Here is a 14,280-nt window from a genome sequence, read left to right as displayed (position 1 = left end):
TCAAGTGGCGGGCAAGGGGGTTGGAATGAAGTTCCGCGTCTCTGACGGCGCACGATTTTTTCTGGTTGGGCAACGCAAGACGATTTTCGTTGAACCGGCGCAACAGATTTTTGAAGTCGATGACCTGACGGCGTATCTGACGTGCAACCTCGTCGAAGCGCTGTCGTTTCAGCAAATGGTATCCGACCTGGTGGGGCGTGGTTTGGCCCGTGGTCCCGCCAGCGCATTCGTGAAAAGATATCTGCGGTCCTGGTCGCGTCAGGGATTGCTGGACGTTGTTCTCGATGAAAATGACGGACAACCTGTTCATACCCACGTGCTTGATCTCGCAACGACAACTGCGGCGATTGCATATTACGACCGGAAGGTTCGCGATCTCTTCCTGCCTGTTTTCGATCATCTGGCAGCGCCCGGCGCACAGGCTGCTCTTGCCTACGACGTGGCAAGGTTCGGCGACCGCGTTTGTATCCGCAGGAATGGCTCCCGGGCCATGATCGTGACCGCTGCAGAGGCGGCTCCGGCATTGAAGGGACTCTTGACGGAAGATGCCTTGGGGGCAGTCGGCACCGATGTCGCGCTGCACGGGGCGCTTCTCGTGAAGAACGCGCGCAGCCTGTTGATCTGTGGCGCACCCGGTGCGGGAAAGACTACTCTTGCTCTGGCACTTGTCGCAGCGGGCTTTGATTGCGGCGGGGACGACATCGCATTGATGGATGGAAGGGGCCTTGTGCGCGGCGTACCCTTTGCACCCGCGCTCAAATCCGGGTCGTGGGATCTCCTGGACGGCCTTCGCGACGCGATCATGGCCTGCCCTGTTCACCGTCGCCTCGACAACAAGAGGGTCCGATATCTGGCGCCGGTTCGATATGCGCCGCGCGAACATGTTCCGCTGCACACGATCGTGCTTATCCGGCGCCGGAAAGAGGGACCAGCGGTGATTTCGGCAGTCGAGCCGGTGCAGGCGCTCTCTGAACTGCTCTCGGGTGCGTTTACCCCAGAGCGGCGCCTGGACGTGATGCAGTTCCAGAGCCTGCTGAATGCCGTTTCCGGCGCTCGATTGGTCGAGCTTACTTTTTCACGGCTCGATGAGGCCGTTGCGATCCTGAGCCGGTATCATGAAGAGGGATAGCTACAGGGACCTCCTCGCGCTCGCTTCCTGCCTGGACGGCCGCCTTCCCAGCGACGTCGACTGGGATGCCGTCATAGGGCTGGCGAATAAAAGCATGACGATTTCGTCACTCGCCGCGGCGATGGGCAGGTATGCGCGTCCCGAAGACATCCCTGGGGAGGTTCGGGCATATCTCGCGGAGATCTACCGGCGAAATGCTCAGCGCAATGCGAGACTGAATTCGCAACTCAAGGAAGCGGTAAGTTGCCTGAATGGCATTGGCATCGAACCGGTCGCCATGAAGGGCGCTGCAATTCTGCTGGCGCAGAGACAGAGCGAGATCGGCGCACGGATGCTGACCGATCTGGATATCTTCGTTCGCCCCGCTGATATGCCCAGGGCCATTGGCGCCCTTCAGGGTATCGGCTATGTCATCCGCGAGGATGCCGGCGCGGGCTCCTGGCCCGGAAATCCAAAGTTTCGCCTACCCGTCGTGCTCGCTCGTCCTCAAGATGCGGGGAGCATCGACCTCCAATGCCGTCCGAAGGGGCCAGCCGCCTTCAGCGACATCGAGTGGGTATATCGCAACGGCAGCCGGATGACGCTTGATGGCGCTCATGTCTATGTCCCTTCGCCGTTTGCCCAGATTGTCTACCTGATGCTGCACGATCAATTTCAGGATGGGGACTACTGGCGAGGCCTGGTGGACGTGCGCCATCTCCTCGATATAGCAAACATTGCCCGGTCCACAGAGGAGATGCGGTGGGAGGCGTTAAGATCCCTGTTTGCGCAGGGATATGAAAGACATGCGATAGATACGCAAATTCTGACGGCAAGTATACTTTTCAATATATCCAGTGACCTTACCGAGCCTTGCGGCACATTGCCGAAGCTCCAACTTGCTCGAAGGAAAATTCAGCTGGAGAGAGGATATCTTCGTGGACCATTCACACTTCTGACGCTTCTGACGGAATTGCTGCACTATCCGTCCTGGGACCGTTTCGGAGGCGAGCCCCACGCCTCGCGATGGCAGGAAGTAAAGCGCAAGGCTCGCGAATTGCGGCGCATTTTTCGCCCTATACCACCGGGCAAGGCATGAAATGCGCGGAAGGAAATTCCTTGGTTTTCGTGGCGTGGGAGGGTACCCCTATCCAACGATATAATCTCTTATAGTTAATTGGCTTGTTTGCTCCAGTATTGTATAAGTAAAAACGGAAATTCTCTATTATTTCTCCGGACTTGCGACGTTCGTTCGGAGCTCGGCCATGCGAAGGGAAGGCATTCATGAGTACTGAGATGCCAGACGGGCTGCCGTCGCGCAGTGAAGAAGATCGGCGCGAATTTCTGAAAAGCTGCGGCCGCTTCGCAGTGGTGACACCGCCGGCGGTAACCATGCTACTGTCGACAAGTCTTACGTCGAATGCGATTGCCAAATCGGGCGGCGGCGGTAAGGCACACCGCGACAACGGTTGGGGCAACGGCCCGGACGGTACCAATCCTGGCAGTTCTCACGGCGGCGGCACGTCTCGGGGTGGACCCGGAAACGGGCAGTCGCAGAGTGGTTCCAAATCCGCAAGCACGGGCCGCTAGCCTGCCGGTTGAGCAGGGGCTGCAGGCGAACATCTCCGGTGCGCTGTCGCCGACAGCGGGATAGCGCCCCGCTGAACTTCAGGCCGCGCCGCCTGGGACAATCTCGACAAGGAAGAGCCCGGAGGCGATCTCCGCCGTCAGCGTGAGGGGAAGCGGCTGGACGAGGATCGCCGCGTCCAGCGCATGAAGCGTCGCGGTCACGCCTTCCGTCGCCAGCGTGACGCTGCCGCGATGGCAGAAGACGATGAGTTCCCGCGCGTGGGATTCGAGCGACTGTGAGCCCTCGACGTGAAGCCGCCGCACGCGGTGCTTCAGCACGCCGCGTCGCGTCATGACGTTCAGGTCGATCACCGGACCGTCGCGAAGCGTTGCCGATGTCGGCGCTTCGGCCGGGAAGGAGAGGGGGGCATCGGCGACCGTCAGCAGCTTCGGCTGCCGGCCCTCGATTGCAAGCGTCATGCCAGCGCCTTCGAGGATCGAGAGCGTGCGGTCGATGCCGGGGAAGCTGGAGAAGGAGCCATCGCTCGCGACGGTCGCCATGCTGATGCGCCAATCGAAATCGGAAAGCGATGCGCGCTCCGGAGAGACGGCGATTTCCACGGTTTCACCGCCGCCGTTCTTCCACGGCATGCGCCTGTATTCGTTCGAGCGCAGGATCTTCATGGCGTAGCTCCTTGCATCAGATTGCGCATCCGCTCGACGTCATTCGCAGGCTCGTCCCAGGCATGGTCTAGACTGCATCGCGAAACAGGGCCGGCGCCAAACGGGGCGCGACATAAACCGTAAGCCAGATTGCACAGAATATCACCCGGCGTTCTGTTGTGCACGGCCTGCAATCGTCGGTCGCGGGCTCTTGATCGTCGCTTAGACGACTATTTCAGTTTCGCCAGAACCCGCGCGAAGGCGCGATCGATGTCTTCCTCCCGATCGTGGCGTCCGTTGCGGATCTTCCATTGGCCGGCGACCATGACATCGCGGACGGTCTCGCCACCCAGCGCGAAGAGCCAGCGGTCGAGAATCTGGTTGCCTGCGGCGGCCGCGATATAGGGGTTGGCGCCGTCGAAGACGACGAGATCCGCGCGCGCACCGGCCTTGATGCCGGGTGCGTCGAGGCCGGCGGCTTGTGCCCCGCCGGCAAGCGCTGCCTCGAAGATCGAGCGGCCGACGGATGCGCCGGGGCCGGCGGCAAGCCGGTTGCGCCGGCGATCGCGCAGCCGCTGGCCGTATTCGAGCAGCCGCAATTCTTCCGCGACGCTGGTTGCGACATGGCTGTCGGTGCCGATGCCGATGTGGCCGCCTTCGGCGATGAAATCGACTGCGGGAAAGATGCCGTCGCCGAGATTGGCTTCGGTCGCGGGGCAAAGCCCGGCAACCGCCCCCGATCCGGCTAGCCGTTTCGTTTCCTCGGCCGTCATGTGCGTTGCGTGTATGGCGCACCAGCGCGCATCGACGGGCATCTCGTCAAGCAGCCACTCGACCGGCCGCCGGCCGCTCCAGGCAAGGCAATCCTCGACTTCGCGCGTCTGCTCGGCCACATGAATGTGAATCGGACCGGAAGCTGGAGCCGCGGCTAGAATTGTCCGCATCTCGTCCGGGGTCGCGGCGCGCAGTGAATGGATGGCATAGCCGAGCTTGGCGCCAGCGCTCGCGCAGGCGGGAGCGAGGCGATCGAGAAGCGCAAGAAAGCGGTCCGGATCGTGCAGGAACGGACGCTGGCCGGGATTGGGCGCGACACCGCCGAAATTGGCATGGGCATAGAAAACGGGCAGATGGGTCAGGCCGATGCCCGTCGCCTCAGCTGCGCGCAAGATGCGGAGCGACATTTCGGACGGATCGGCATAAGGGGTGCCGTTTGCCTGGTGATGAAGATAGTGGAACTCGACCACGCGGCCGAAGCCGCCCTTCAGCATCTCCATGTAAAGCTTCGCGGCGATGGCCTCGACGTCGTCCGGGTCGACGAGGCTGACAGTGCGGTACATTTCCTCGCGCCAGGTCCAGAAACTGTCGTCTCCCGTGCCCGCCACTTCCGCGAGGCCGGCCATGGCGCGCTGAAACGCATGGGAGTGAAGGTTGGCAATCGCCGGAACCACCGGACCCGAAAGCCGTTCATCGCCGTCCGTGATGGATTGGCCGGGCGTGACCGATGCGATGCCGCCGCTGCCGTCAAGGACGATGGCCACGTTTTCGGCCCAGCCGTTTGGAAGAAGAGCGCGATCGGCGAAGAGCCGATGGACGGGAAAGGTTGCCATGCCGCGTTTTTCCTGTACGTGGTTGTATATGGAACTATAGATATTTTATGGTGGCGCGCAAGGCTAAAATCGAGGATCGTTGCCGAGGTGGCCGCTGCCTTCTACGCGCCGCGCGTCTTATCAAGCACGCAGAGGGACGCTGCAGCACTCTGAGGCGCCGCACGTTTTATCCTTGAATCGGCTACGATTTAAGGAAGCATGCAGTAGGCATTGGATGGGAGTAGGTGATGACGGCACCGGGGTGGACGGATAACATGGCGACCTTCGCGCCAGGGCCAGTGCCGCGCTATGAGGCGGTCAAGCAGTTCATTCGCAGCCGGATCGAGAGCGGCGAATGGCCCACCAATCATCGCATACCGTCGGAAAACGATATCGTCGCGGATCTGGGCGTCAGCCGGATGACTGCGAACAGGGCCCTGCGCGAGCTTGCGAGCGAGGGCGCGATAACCCGGGTGCAGGGGGTCGGATCCTTTGTCGCGGCCCACAAGGGCAGCACCGCGCTCCTCGAAGTCCGCAACATCGCCGACGAGATTCGCGCGCGTGGCCATCGTCACACCTCCCGGCTGACCCTTTTGCAGGAGGAGTTGGCGAGCCCCGAGATCGGCGATGCGCTCGGCCTTCCGACGGGCGCAAGGGTGTTCCATTCGATCATGGTCCATTGCGAGGATGAGGTGCCGATCCAGATCGAGGATCGGTTCGTCAACCCGGCGGTCTGCCCCAACTACGTGGCGCAGGATTTTAGCGCCATGACCCCAAACGCCTATCTGACCCTGGTGGCGCCGATTACCCGCACCGAGCAGATCGTCGAGGCGGTGTTGCCCAAAGCCTGGGAATGCAAGCTTCTCGCGATCGGCCGCAACGAACCGTGTCTGATGATCCGCCGCCGGACCTGGTCGGAAACGGCGAGTGTGACGACCGCGCGGCTGCTTTATCCGGGCACGCGCTATCGCCTTGAGGGCGTCTCGCAGTGAGGCGATCCCGCGAATAAACGGGAATGGAACGATGGACGGAGAAACGCTCAAGCTCCGGACGCAGCTTGCAAGGCCGGATGTCTCCGCCGAGGAGGCGAAACGCGTTCTATCGGATGAGTATGATCTTTCCGGCGCGCTGACCGAGCTTGGAAGCCAGCAGGATCGAAACTACCGTGTCGATACGGATGACGGCCGTTTCGTCCTGAAAATCTGCCGGATGGAATATGCGCGGGTCGAACTTGAGGCCCAGAATGCGGCGCTCCATCATCTTGGCGCCGCGCCGGATGCGCCGAAGGTGCCGGCCGTCGTTTCGTCGCTGAATGGCGAGGAGATCGTCGTCGTCACCGTCCGCGACGTGCCCTATCAGTTCCGGCTGCTCACCTATCTCGATGGCACGCCATTAGCCCGCCGCAAGCATCTTCCGGCGCAAACGGTCGCCGAGCTTGGCGATCTTGCCGGGCGGCTGGCGTCGGCGCTTCAAGAGTTCGATCATCCTGGGCTCGAGCGCGAGCTGCAATGGGACCTGCAACGGGCGGGACCCGTTGCGCTGCACCTGCTGTCGACCATGACCGACGTGGATTTGCGCAAGCGCGTCGCCGAGGCGATGGTCGGCGCCATGCGGCGCGTGCAGCCGCTCATGCCCGAGTTGCGGGTGCAGGCTATCCATCAGGACATCACCGACGACAACGTCGTGAGCAGGTTGGAGCCAGGCGGAAGGCTGGTGCCCGAGGGTGTGATCGACTTCGGTGACGTGCTCAAAGGGTGGCTCGTTGCCGAACTGGCGGTCACATGTGCGTCGCTGCTTCATCACGCCGACGGCGACCCTTTCGTCATTCTGCCGGCGGTCCAGGCATTCCACGCGACATGCCCGCTGACGGATGTCGAGCTGAAGGCGCTCTGGCCGCTCATCGTGGCACGGGCGGGTATCCTGGTCGCAAGTACCGAACAGCAGTTGGAGATCGATCCCGACAACGCCTATGTGCGTGGAAACGCTGCCCACGAGCGTGAAATCCTCGATGTCGCGCTCACCGTGCCTTTCGGCCTGATGGAACAGGCGATCCGTCAGGCCGTGGGGAAGGGGGTGGCCGTGACCGTGCCGTTGACGGCCGGCCGGCTGCTGCCTGATATCGACCCCGCCCGCGTCGGTATCGTCGATCTTTCGCTCCATGGGGCTCACCTTCCGGCCGACCGCTGGCACTATGAGGACACGCAAGCGCTGCTCTTGCAGTCGGCAGCGCGGGCGGCTGGGGCTTCCGCCACGCGCTACGGCGAATTCCGTTTGACCGAAACGCGGCTTCTCCAGGCAAGGTCGCCTGCGACCTTCGCTCTGCACGTCGATCTCTGCGTGCACGGGCAAACGGCCGTCCATGCGCCGTTTGCGGGCAATCTCGGGCGGCGCGGCGAAAAAATGGTTCTGTCGTCCGATGGACTACATCTCCATCTCAACGGCGTCGAACCGGCCGATGCCGTGGAGCGGGCGATCGAAATCGGAGCGCCGATCGGCGTCGTTCCCGGAGATCCGTCAGCGTTGCGCTTCATCCGCGTGCAACTCTCGACGGAAGCGGAGATCGACCCGCCTCCCTTTGCGACCGCGAGCCAGGCGGAAGCCTGGCGGGTACTCTGCCCGTCGCCCGCGCAAATGCTCGGTTTCGATTGTGACGCCCCCTTGCCGGCGGCGGGCGAGTTGCTTCAGCGCCGGCAACGGCATTTCGCGCGGCCGCAGAAAAACTATTACCGGCAGCCGCCGCAGATCGAGCGTGGCTGGAGGGAACATCTCTTCGATGTCGAGGGCCGTGCCTATCTCGACATGGTCAACAATGTCACGATCGTAGGCCATGGCCATCCGCGCCTTTCGGCGGCGGTTGGGCGGCAATGGTCGCTGCTCAACACCAATTCGCGTTTCCACTATGCATCCGTGGCCGAATTTTCGGAGCGACTCGCTGGGCTGGCTCCCGAGGGACTCGACACGGTCTTTCTCGTCAACAGCGGCTCGGAGGCGAACGACCTCGCGATCCGCCTCGCCTGGGCCTATTCCGGCGCGCGTCACATGCTCTCGCTGCTCGAAGCCTATCACGGCTGGACGGTCGCGAGCGATGCCGTCTCGACCTCGATCGCCGACAACCCGCAAGCGTTGACGACCCGGCCCGATTGGGTGCACGCGGTCATATCCCCGAACACCTATCGCGGCCCGTTTCGCGGAGAAGGCTCGACCGTCGACTATGTTCGCGCCGTTACCGAGAAACTGGAGGAGCTCGACCAACGCCGGGCGGGCCTTGCAGGCTTCATCTGCGAAGCGGTCTATGGAAATGCCGGCGGCATCCCGTTGCCGCCCGGATATCTCCAGGCCGTCTATGCCATGGTCAGGGCAAGGGGCGGCGTCTGTATCGCCGACGAAGTGCAGGTGGGTTATGGCCGCCTCGGCCATCACTTCTGGGCGTTCGAAGAGCAGCGCGTCGTTCCGGACATCATCACGGTTGCCAAGGGCATGGGCAACGGTCATCCGCTCGGCGCAGTCATCACGCGGCGCGAGATCGCGGAAGCGCTAGAAAAGGAAGGCTACTTCTTCTCGTCCGCCGGCGGCAGTCCGGTAAGCTCCGTCGTCGGCCTCACCGTGCTCGACATTCTCCACGACGAGGCCTTGCAGGAGAATGCCCGCACGGTCGGCGACCACCTCAAGGCGCGGCTGCAGGCGCTTGGCGAGCGCTTTCCGATCGTCGGCGCGGTCCACGGCATGGGGCTTTATCTCGGTGTCGAGTTCGTTCGCGACCGCGAAACGCTGGAGCCGGCGACGCAGGAGACGGCGGCGATCTGCAACCGCCTCCTCGAACTCGGGGTCATCATGCAGCCGACCGGCGATCACCTGAATGTATTGAAGATCAAACCGCCGCTTTGTCTCAGCCGCGAGAGCGCCGACTTTTTTGCCGAGATGCTGGAGCGGGTGCTGGAAGACGGCTGGTAAACGGGACCCCTGCGCCGGCAGGCTGTTTCCTACCCCTCGCTCAACATTTCCGTCTCGCCGCTCAAGAGTCCGACGAGGCTCCGGCGAACGCGGCCGATATCGCGCGCCGGCGGCTCGCCGAACTGACGGGAATATTCGCGGCTGAACTGTGACTGGCTCTCATAGCCGACCTGATGACCAGCATCGCCTGCATCGAGGCGCTCCTCCAGCATCAGGCGCCGCGCCTCCTGCAGCCGGAGCTGCTTTTGATACTGCAGCGGACTCATCGCCGTGATCGCCTTGAAGTGATGATGAAGCGAGGAAACGCTCATGCTGACGCGGCTTGCGAGATCGTCGATGCGCAATGGGTGCGCATAGTGCTCCTTCAGCCATGCGACGGCGCGACCGATCTGGTGGGGCTGACTTTCCGCCGTCGACATCTGCCTGAGCCTCGTGCCGTGCGGTCCGACAAGCAGGCGATAGAGGAGTTCCTGCTCAATCAACGGCAGAAGCGCGGCAATGTCGTCCGGGCGCTCGAGTAGCCGCAGCAGGCGGAGCGCAGCGTCTTCGAGATCGGGAGCTATCTTGCTCACTGTCATTCCGCGCGCAGAGGCCGACGGCTTCACCCGGCTGTCGCCGATCAGATCGAGCAGTGCAGGGATCTTCCCGGTATCGATCTGGAACGCCAGGCTCAAATAGGGCTCTTCCGGCGACGCCTGCGACACCTGGGAGAGGACCGGCAGGTCGATCGAGGTCAACAGATAGTCCGAAGCGCCGTAGACAAGGGTCTCGTCCCCGAGCACCACGCGCTTGGCTCCCTGCACGATGATCGCGAGGCTCGGCTTGTAAGCTGCGCAATTCGGTTTCGCCGTGCTCGAATGCCGGTGGATGCTGAGACCCGGCACGACCGTTGCGTGGTCTCCGTCCTTTTCGGCAATACGGGCAATGATATCGATCATCTCCTGGCGTGGCGTCTGTCTTGTTGTTGTCATATTCAGCGGCCTTTCCAGTATCTTAGGTCTGCGCGGTACGCCGTTCAGATAGGTTCCTCGCTCGGCCCCACCACGGTGCTCGCTTCACTCTTGCAGGATTGTGCAAAAACTTTGCAGGATCGCACTAACGCATCATCGCTCCGAAACAGCATAGTCCGCCCTGTCGCTGGAGGTCCATGCCTCACGAGCGCATCATTTCCCAGACATCAAGGACAGACCCATGGCTATAGCAAGAGGATATGCGGCGACCGATGCAACGAAGCCGCTTACACCTTTCACATTCGAGCGCCGCGAACCGCGTGACGATGATGTGGTCATCGACATCAAATATTGTGGCGTCTGCCATTCCGATATCCACCAGGCCCGCAACGAATGGGGCAACTCCGCTTTCCCCATGGTGCCGGGACATGAGATCGTCGGCGTCGTTTCGGCGGTCGGATCAAAGGTCACGAAGTTCAAGGTCGGCGACCGTGCGGGCGTCGGCTGCTTTGTCGACTCCTGCACCACCTGCGCCACCCGTGATCTCGATCTGGAACATTATCTGCCCGGTTTGGTGGTGACCTATAACGGCGTCGAGGCCGACGGAAAGACCCCGACCCAAGGGGGCTACTCGGATCATATCGTCGTCAAGGAAGGCTACGTGCTTTCGATTCCCGAGAACCTGCCGCTCGATGCTGCCGCGCCGCTGCTTTGCGCCGGCATCACGCTTTACTCGCCGCTGCGCCACTGGAAGGCGGGGCCCGGCAAGAAGGTCGCAATCGTCGGCATGGGTGGCCTCGGGCACATGGGCGTGAAGCTCGCCCATGCGATGGGCGCCGAGGTGACCGTGCTGAGCCAGAGCCTCTCGAAGAAGGAGGACGGGCTAAAACTCGGTGCGGACCACTATTACGCGACCAACGACCCGGCGACGTTCCAGGCGCTTGCCGGGAGTTTCGACCTGATCATCTGCACCGTCGCCGCCGAGATCGATTGGAACGCCTATCTCAATCTCCTGAAGGTCGATGGCGATTTCGTGCTGGTCGGCATTCCTGAGAATCCGGTGCCGGTCCACGCCTTTTCGCTGGTTCCGGCGCGGCGCAGCATTTCCGGCTCCATGATCGGCTCGATCAAGGAAACCCAGGAAATGCTGGATTTCTGCGGTGAGCACGGCATCGTTTCCGAGATCGAGACGATCGAGATGGGTCAGATCAACGAGGCCTACGAGCGGGTGATCAAGAGCGACGTGCGCTACCGCTTCGTGATCGACATGGCTTCGCTGTAAGAGCAACTCCAGGAAAAGTGTAGCGGTTTTCCGCCCGGAATTGCGCCTTTCAAAAGGTTCCGCTGCCGCTCTAGACGAGCGGCAGCGGACCGTCGTTCTTGATCTCTTCCATGACCGCGTAAGTGCGGGTTTCCTTGACGCCGGGCAGCGTCCAAAGCACCTGGCCGAGGAAGTTGCGGTAGGCGGTCATGTCCTCGAAACGGGTCTTGACGAGATAGTCGAAGCCGCCGGCGACCATGTGGCATTCGAGCACGGCCGGAGCCTGCTTGATGGCGATGGCGAACTGGTCGAAGACTTCCGGCGTCGTCTTGTCCAGCATGACTTCTATGAAGACGAGCAGACCGAAGCCGAGCTTGTGCGGATCGAGGCGCGCACCGAAGCCGGAGACGTATCCTTCCTTCAACAGGCGGCGCAGCCGTTCGCTGGTTGCTGTCGGCGACAGGCCGATGCGGTCCGCCAGTTCGAGGTTGGTGATCCGCCCATCCGCCTGCAGAATGTTGAGGATTCTGCGATCCGTCTTGTCGATCTGGTGCATTGCCGCCGCCTCCCGCTCGCGTCTCTCAGGCGGCCAGTCGCGTTTCAGCGAGCTTCACCCAATAGGAAATCCCGTGCGGGATCGCCTCGTCGTTGAAGTCATAGGCCGGATGGTGAAGGCCGGCCGTGTCGCCGTTGCCCATGAAGATGAAGGCGCCAGGGCGGGCAAGCAGCATGTAGGAGAAATCCTCGCCACCCATCATCGGGTCGAGTGACGCATTGACCTGGGCGGCGCCGGCAACCGTCGCGGCTGCCGCAAGCGCGTGGCCGGTTTCTTCGGCGTGGTTGACCGTCACCGGATAGTTGCGGCCATACCAGACGTTGACCGTGGCGCCGTAGGCGCCGGCGATGCTTTCAGCGATCTGGCGGATACGCGCCTCGCCGGTGTCGCGTACCTCGGGCATCAGGGTGCGGACGGTTCCGGCGAGAACCGCCTGCTCGGGAATGACGTTGTGGGCGAAGCCGGCGTTAAACTTGGTGACCGAGACGACAACGGATCCGAGAGGATCGACGGTGCGCGAAGCGATCGTCTGGAGCGCGTTGACGATCTGCGCGCCGATGACGATCGGATCGATCGTCTTGTGGGGCTGCGCCGCGTGCCCGCCGCGGCCGTTGATGGTGATGGTGAACTCGTCGGTAGAGGCCATGATCGGGCCGATGCGGCTGCCGAAATGACCGACCGGCATGCCCGGCATGTTGTGCATGCCGTAGACCTCCTCGATCGCGAAACGCTCCATCATGCCGTCCTTGACCATCTCGTTGCCGCCGCCGCCGCCTTCTTCCGCCGGCTGGAAGATCACCGCGACGGAGCCTGCGAAATTGCGCGTCTCGGCGAGATATTTCGCCGCACCGAGCAGCATGGCCGTATGGCCGTCATGGCCACAGGCGTGCATCTTGCCGGTGGTGGTCGATGCCCAGGGCTTTCCGCTCGTCTCGGTGATTGGCAGGGCGTCCATGTCGGCCCGAAGGCCGATGGTCCGGCCGGTGCCGAGATTGCCGCGGATGATGCCGACGACACCGGTCCTGCCGAGGCCGGTCACGATTTCGTCAACGCCGAATTCCTTCAGTTTCCTTTCCACAAAGGCTGCCGTATTTTCCACCGCGAACAGGAGTTCGGGGTTCATGTGGAGGTGGTGCCGCCACTCGGTGACTTCGTTCTGGAGTTCGGCGGCGCGGTTGAGAATCGGCATAGGGTCGTCCGTCCTGTCGGTCTGTTCGGGCACTACTGCATGATTCCTTAAATCGGAATCGATTTAAGGATAAGATCATGCAGAAACTCAAAGCTCTACAGCGACCTTTGCGCGTCCGAGGAGACGCGCGGCGCTGCAAGGGCGCAGTGGAATGGCGCGGCAGCCATGGATTGGGCTTTGCCATCTCCTCGCCATATAGGCTAAATACCGGGACGAGGCGAGGCAACTGCGGAATTTCGAGGTCGGATTGTGGTGACAGGTGGATTCTTGAGGCGTGACGGGGCGAGGGCGATGGGCGTTCTCGCGGGAGCCTGTGCGGCATTTCTGGCGGCGGTGCTTCCCGCATCCGCCAATCCGCGGCTTGTCGTCGACGTCAACTCGCTCAAGGTCTACGACCATCAGGATATCTTCAAGAGATGGTACCCGGCATCGCTGACCAAGCTGATGACGGCCTACACGACTTTTCGGGCGATCAAGACGGGACAGCTGACGCTGGAAAGCCCGGTCGTGATGACGAAGAACGCCGCATCCGAGCCGCCGAGCAAGATGTTCTACAAGCCCGGCCAGGCGATGACGCTCGACAGCGCGCTCAAAATGATGCTGGTGAAATCGGCAAATGATATCGCCGTTGCCATCGCGGAAACGGTCGGCGGGTCCGAGCCGGCGTTCATCGAGCGGATGAATGCCGAGGCACGCCGTATCGGGATGACCTCCTCGCATTTCATCAATGCCAATGGACTGCCCGGTGAGGGTCAGTACACAACGGCACGCGACCTTGCCGTACTCGCCATCACGCTGAAGCGCGAGTTCCCCGAATATGCCGCCTATTTCTCGCTGGAGGGCTTCACCACCGGCAAGAAGGACTATGCCAACTACAACATGCTGATCGGCCGCTTCGACGGCGCGGACGGCATGAAGACCGGCTTTATCTGTGCGTCCGGCTTCAACCAGGTCTCGTCGGCGACGCGCGGTGGCCGCAGCGTCGTTTCGGTCGTCCTTGGCGAAGACAGCCTCGGTGCCCGGGCCGACGAGTCCGCACGCCTGTTGCAGATGGCGCTGACGACCACCGACACAGGCAAGCAGGCCCTGACGCAGATCGCACCCTATGGAGAGGGCCGCGATTTGGTTGCGGATGTTAGCAAGGAGATCTGCTCCAAGGCCGCGGCGAAGGTGCGCAGCGAAGGCCGCGACGAGGCCGGTCGCCAGAAGCTGCTTTCTCCGTACATCCACGAAATCAACCGCCCGCTGAAGCTTGCTTTTGCCGGGCTTATTCCCGGTAGCGGCGACAAGGTCGCCAAGGCCGGCAGCGATGTCGCGGCGCAAGGTGATGTCGAGATCGCCAACGTGCCGATCCCGGTTCCTCGCCCGAGCTTCTAGAGCGCCGTGCGTTCAAATGAACGCACAAAGGACGCTGCAGCACTTTGAATTGCTGTATGTTTTGTCCGTA

12 protein-coding genes are annotated in these 14,280 nt (G+C 62.3%); 7 read left to right on the top strand and 5 right to left on the bottom strand.

The window, feature by feature from the left end:
- Positions 1–25: 25 nt before the first annotated feature.
- The 3 genes from QN222_RS11890 (at position 26) to QN222_RS11880 (ending at position 2,698) form a co-directional block, all read left to right on the top strand.
- On the top strand, positions 26–1,129 hold the full coding sequence (locus tag QN222_RS11890; RefSeq protein ID WP_283963980.1) for a serine kinase: 1,104 nt from the start codon (positions 26–28) through the stop codon (positions 1,127–1,129).
- The gene (locus tag QN222_RS11885; RefSeq protein WP_283963981.1) at positions 1,116–2,207 is read left to right on the top strand and encodes a nucleotidyltransferase family protein; all 1,092 of its coding nucleotides are present in this window, start codon (positions 1,116–1,118) and stop codon (positions 2,205–2,207) included. The genes QN222_RS11890 and QN222_RS11885 overlap by 14 nt, the downstream gene beginning before the upstream one ends.
- 185 nt (positions 2,208–2,392) lie before the next feature.
- Complete coding sequence (locus tag QN222_RS11880; protein WP_283963982.1) at positions 2,393–2,698, top strand: hypothetical protein; 306 nt, start codon at positions 2,393–2,395, stop codon at positions 2,696–2,698.
- A 78-nt stretch (positions 2,699–2,776) separates the two neighbouring features.
- Here the strand turns inward: QN222_RS11880 and QN222_RS11875 are convergent, their stop codons facing one another.
- Both QN222_RS11875 and hutF read right to left on the bottom strand, forming a co-directional pair.
- Positions 2,777–3,361 carry a HutD family protein gene (locus QN222_RS11875; RefSeq protein WP_283963983.1) on the bottom strand — a complete coding sequence of 195 codons (585 nt, stop codon included), beginning with the start codon at positions 3,359–3,361 and terminating at the stop codon, positions 2,777–2,779.
- 209 nt (positions 3,362–3,570) lie between these two features.
- Positions 3,571–4,947: a formimidoylglutamate deiminase gene (gene hutF, locus QN222_RS11870; RefSeq protein WP_283963984.1), complete on the bottom strand. Its 1,377-nt coding sequence runs from the start codon at positions 4,945–4,947 to the stop codon at positions 3,571–3,573.
- 254 nt (positions 4,948–5,201) lie between these two features.
- Between hutF and hutC the strand changes: the two genes are divergently transcribed.
- Both hutC and QN222_RS11860 read left to right on the top strand, forming a co-directional pair.
- Positions 5,202–5,918, top strand: a complete 717-nt coding sequence (hutC, locus tag QN222_RS11865) for a histidine utilization repressor (protein ID WP_283963996.1) — start codon at positions 5,202–5,204, stop codon at positions 5,916–5,918.
- A 31-nt stretch (positions 5,919–5,949) separates the two neighbouring features.
- Positions 5,950–8,877, top strand: coding sequence for an aminotransferase (locus tag QN222_RS11860; RefSeq protein WP_283963985.1), 2,928 nt, complete (start codon positions 5,950–5,952; stop codon positions 8,875–8,877).
- A gap of 29 nt (positions 8,878–8,906) precedes the next feature.
- On the opposite strand, the gene QN222_RS11855 is transcribed toward QN222_RS11860, so the two are convergent.
- Entirely contained in the window at positions 8,907–9,848 is a 942-nt protein-coding gene (locus QN222_RS11855) for an AraC family transcriptional regulator (RefSeq protein WP_283963986.1), read from the bottom strand.
- 220 nt (positions 9,849–10,068) lie between these two features.
- Between QN222_RS11855 and QN222_RS11850 the strand changes: the two genes are divergently transcribed.
- Positions 10,069–11,109 (top strand): NAD(P)-dependent alcohol dehydrogenase, encoded by a 1,041-nt coding sequence (locus tag QN222_RS11850; protein WP_283963987.1) that lies wholly within the window; start codon positions 10,069–10,071, stop codon positions 11,107–11,109.
- A 70-nt stretch (positions 11,110–11,179) separates the two neighbouring features.
- On the opposite strand, the gene QN222_RS11845 is transcribed toward QN222_RS11850, so the two are convergent.
- Positions 11,180–11,644: an Lrp/AsnC ligand binding domain-containing protein gene (locus tag QN222_RS11845; RefSeq protein ID WP_136508815.1), complete on the bottom strand. Its 465-nt coding sequence runs from the start codon at positions 11,642–11,644 to the stop codon at positions 11,180–11,182.
- Positions 11,645–11,669: 25 nt separating this feature from the next.
- Positions 11,670–12,833: a M20 aminoacylase family protein gene (locus QN222_RS11840; protein ID WP_283963988.1), complete on the bottom strand. Its 1,164-nt coding sequence runs from the start codon at positions 12,831–12,833 to the stop codon at positions 11,670–11,672.
- A gap of 291 nt (positions 12,834–13,124) precedes the next feature.
- Between QN222_RS11840 and QN222_RS11835 the strand changes: the two genes are divergently transcribed.
- Complete coding sequence (locus QN222_RS11835; protein WP_283963989.1) at positions 13,125–14,210, top strand: D-alanyl-D-alanine carboxypeptidase family protein; 1,086 nt, start codon at positions 13,125–13,127, stop codon at positions 14,208–14,210.
- The last annotated feature ends 70 nt before the right edge of the window (positions 14,211–14,280 follow it).

This window comes from Sinorhizobium sp. 6-70 (genome assembly GCF_030124375.1).
Taxonomy (GTDB): Bacteria; Pseudomonadota; Alphaproteobacteria; order Rhizobiales; family Rhizobiaceae; genus Sinorhizobium.
The sequence above is the reverse complement of the archived record's forward strand: the minus strand, read 5'-3'. Positions and strand labels throughout refer to the sequence as shown.

Excerpts from the sequence above, each read along its gene's own strand:
- QN222_RS11890 (WP_283963980.1), top strand. The coding sequence starts at position 26 with ATGAAGTTCCGCGTCTCTGACGGCGCACGATTTTTTCTGGTTGGGCAA.
- QN222_RS11885 (WP_283963981.1), top strand. The coding sequence starts at position 1,116 with ATGAAGAGGGATAGCTACAGGGACCTCCTCGCGCTCGCTTCCTGCCTG.
- QN222_RS11880 (WP_283963982.1), top strand. The coding sequence starts at position 2,393 with ATGAGTACTGAGATGCCAGACGGGCTGCCGTCGCGCAGTGAAGAAGAT.
- QN222_RS11875 (WP_283963983.1), bottom strand. The coding sequence starts at position 3,361 with ATGAAGATCCTGCGCTCGAACGAATACAGGCGCATGCCGTGGAAGAAC.
- hutF (WP_283963984.1), bottom strand. The coding sequence starts at position 4,947 with ATGGCAACCTTTCCCGTCCATCGGCTCTTCGCCGATCGCGCTCTTCTT.
- hutC (WP_283963996.1), top strand. The coding sequence starts at position 5,202 with ATGGCGACCTTCGCGCCAGGGCCAGTGCCGCGCTATGAGGCGGTCAAG.
- QN222_RS11860 (WP_283963985.1), top strand. The coding sequence starts at position 5,950 with ATGGACGGAGAAACGCTCAAGCTCCGGACGCAGCTTGCAAGGCCGGAT.
- QN222_RS11855 (WP_283963986.1), bottom strand. The coding sequence starts at position 9,848 with ATGACAACAACAAGACAGACGCCACGCCAGGAGATGATCGATATCATT.
- QN222_RS11850 (WP_283963987.1), top strand. The coding sequence starts at position 10,069 with ATGGCTATAGCAAGAGGATATGCGGCGACCGATGCAACGAAGCCGCTT.
- QN222_RS11845 (WP_136508815.1), bottom strand. The coding sequence starts at position 11,644 with ATGCACCAGATCGACAAGACGGATCGCAGAATCCTCAACATTCTGCAG.
- QN222_RS11840 (WP_283963988.1), bottom strand. The coding sequence starts at position 12,833 with ATGCCGATTCTCAACCGCGCCGCCGAACTCCAGAACGAAGTCACCGAG.
- QN222_RS11835 (WP_283963989.1), top strand. The coding sequence starts at position 13,125 with ATGGGCGTTCTCGCGGGAGCCTGTGCGGCATTTCTGGCGGCGGTGCTT.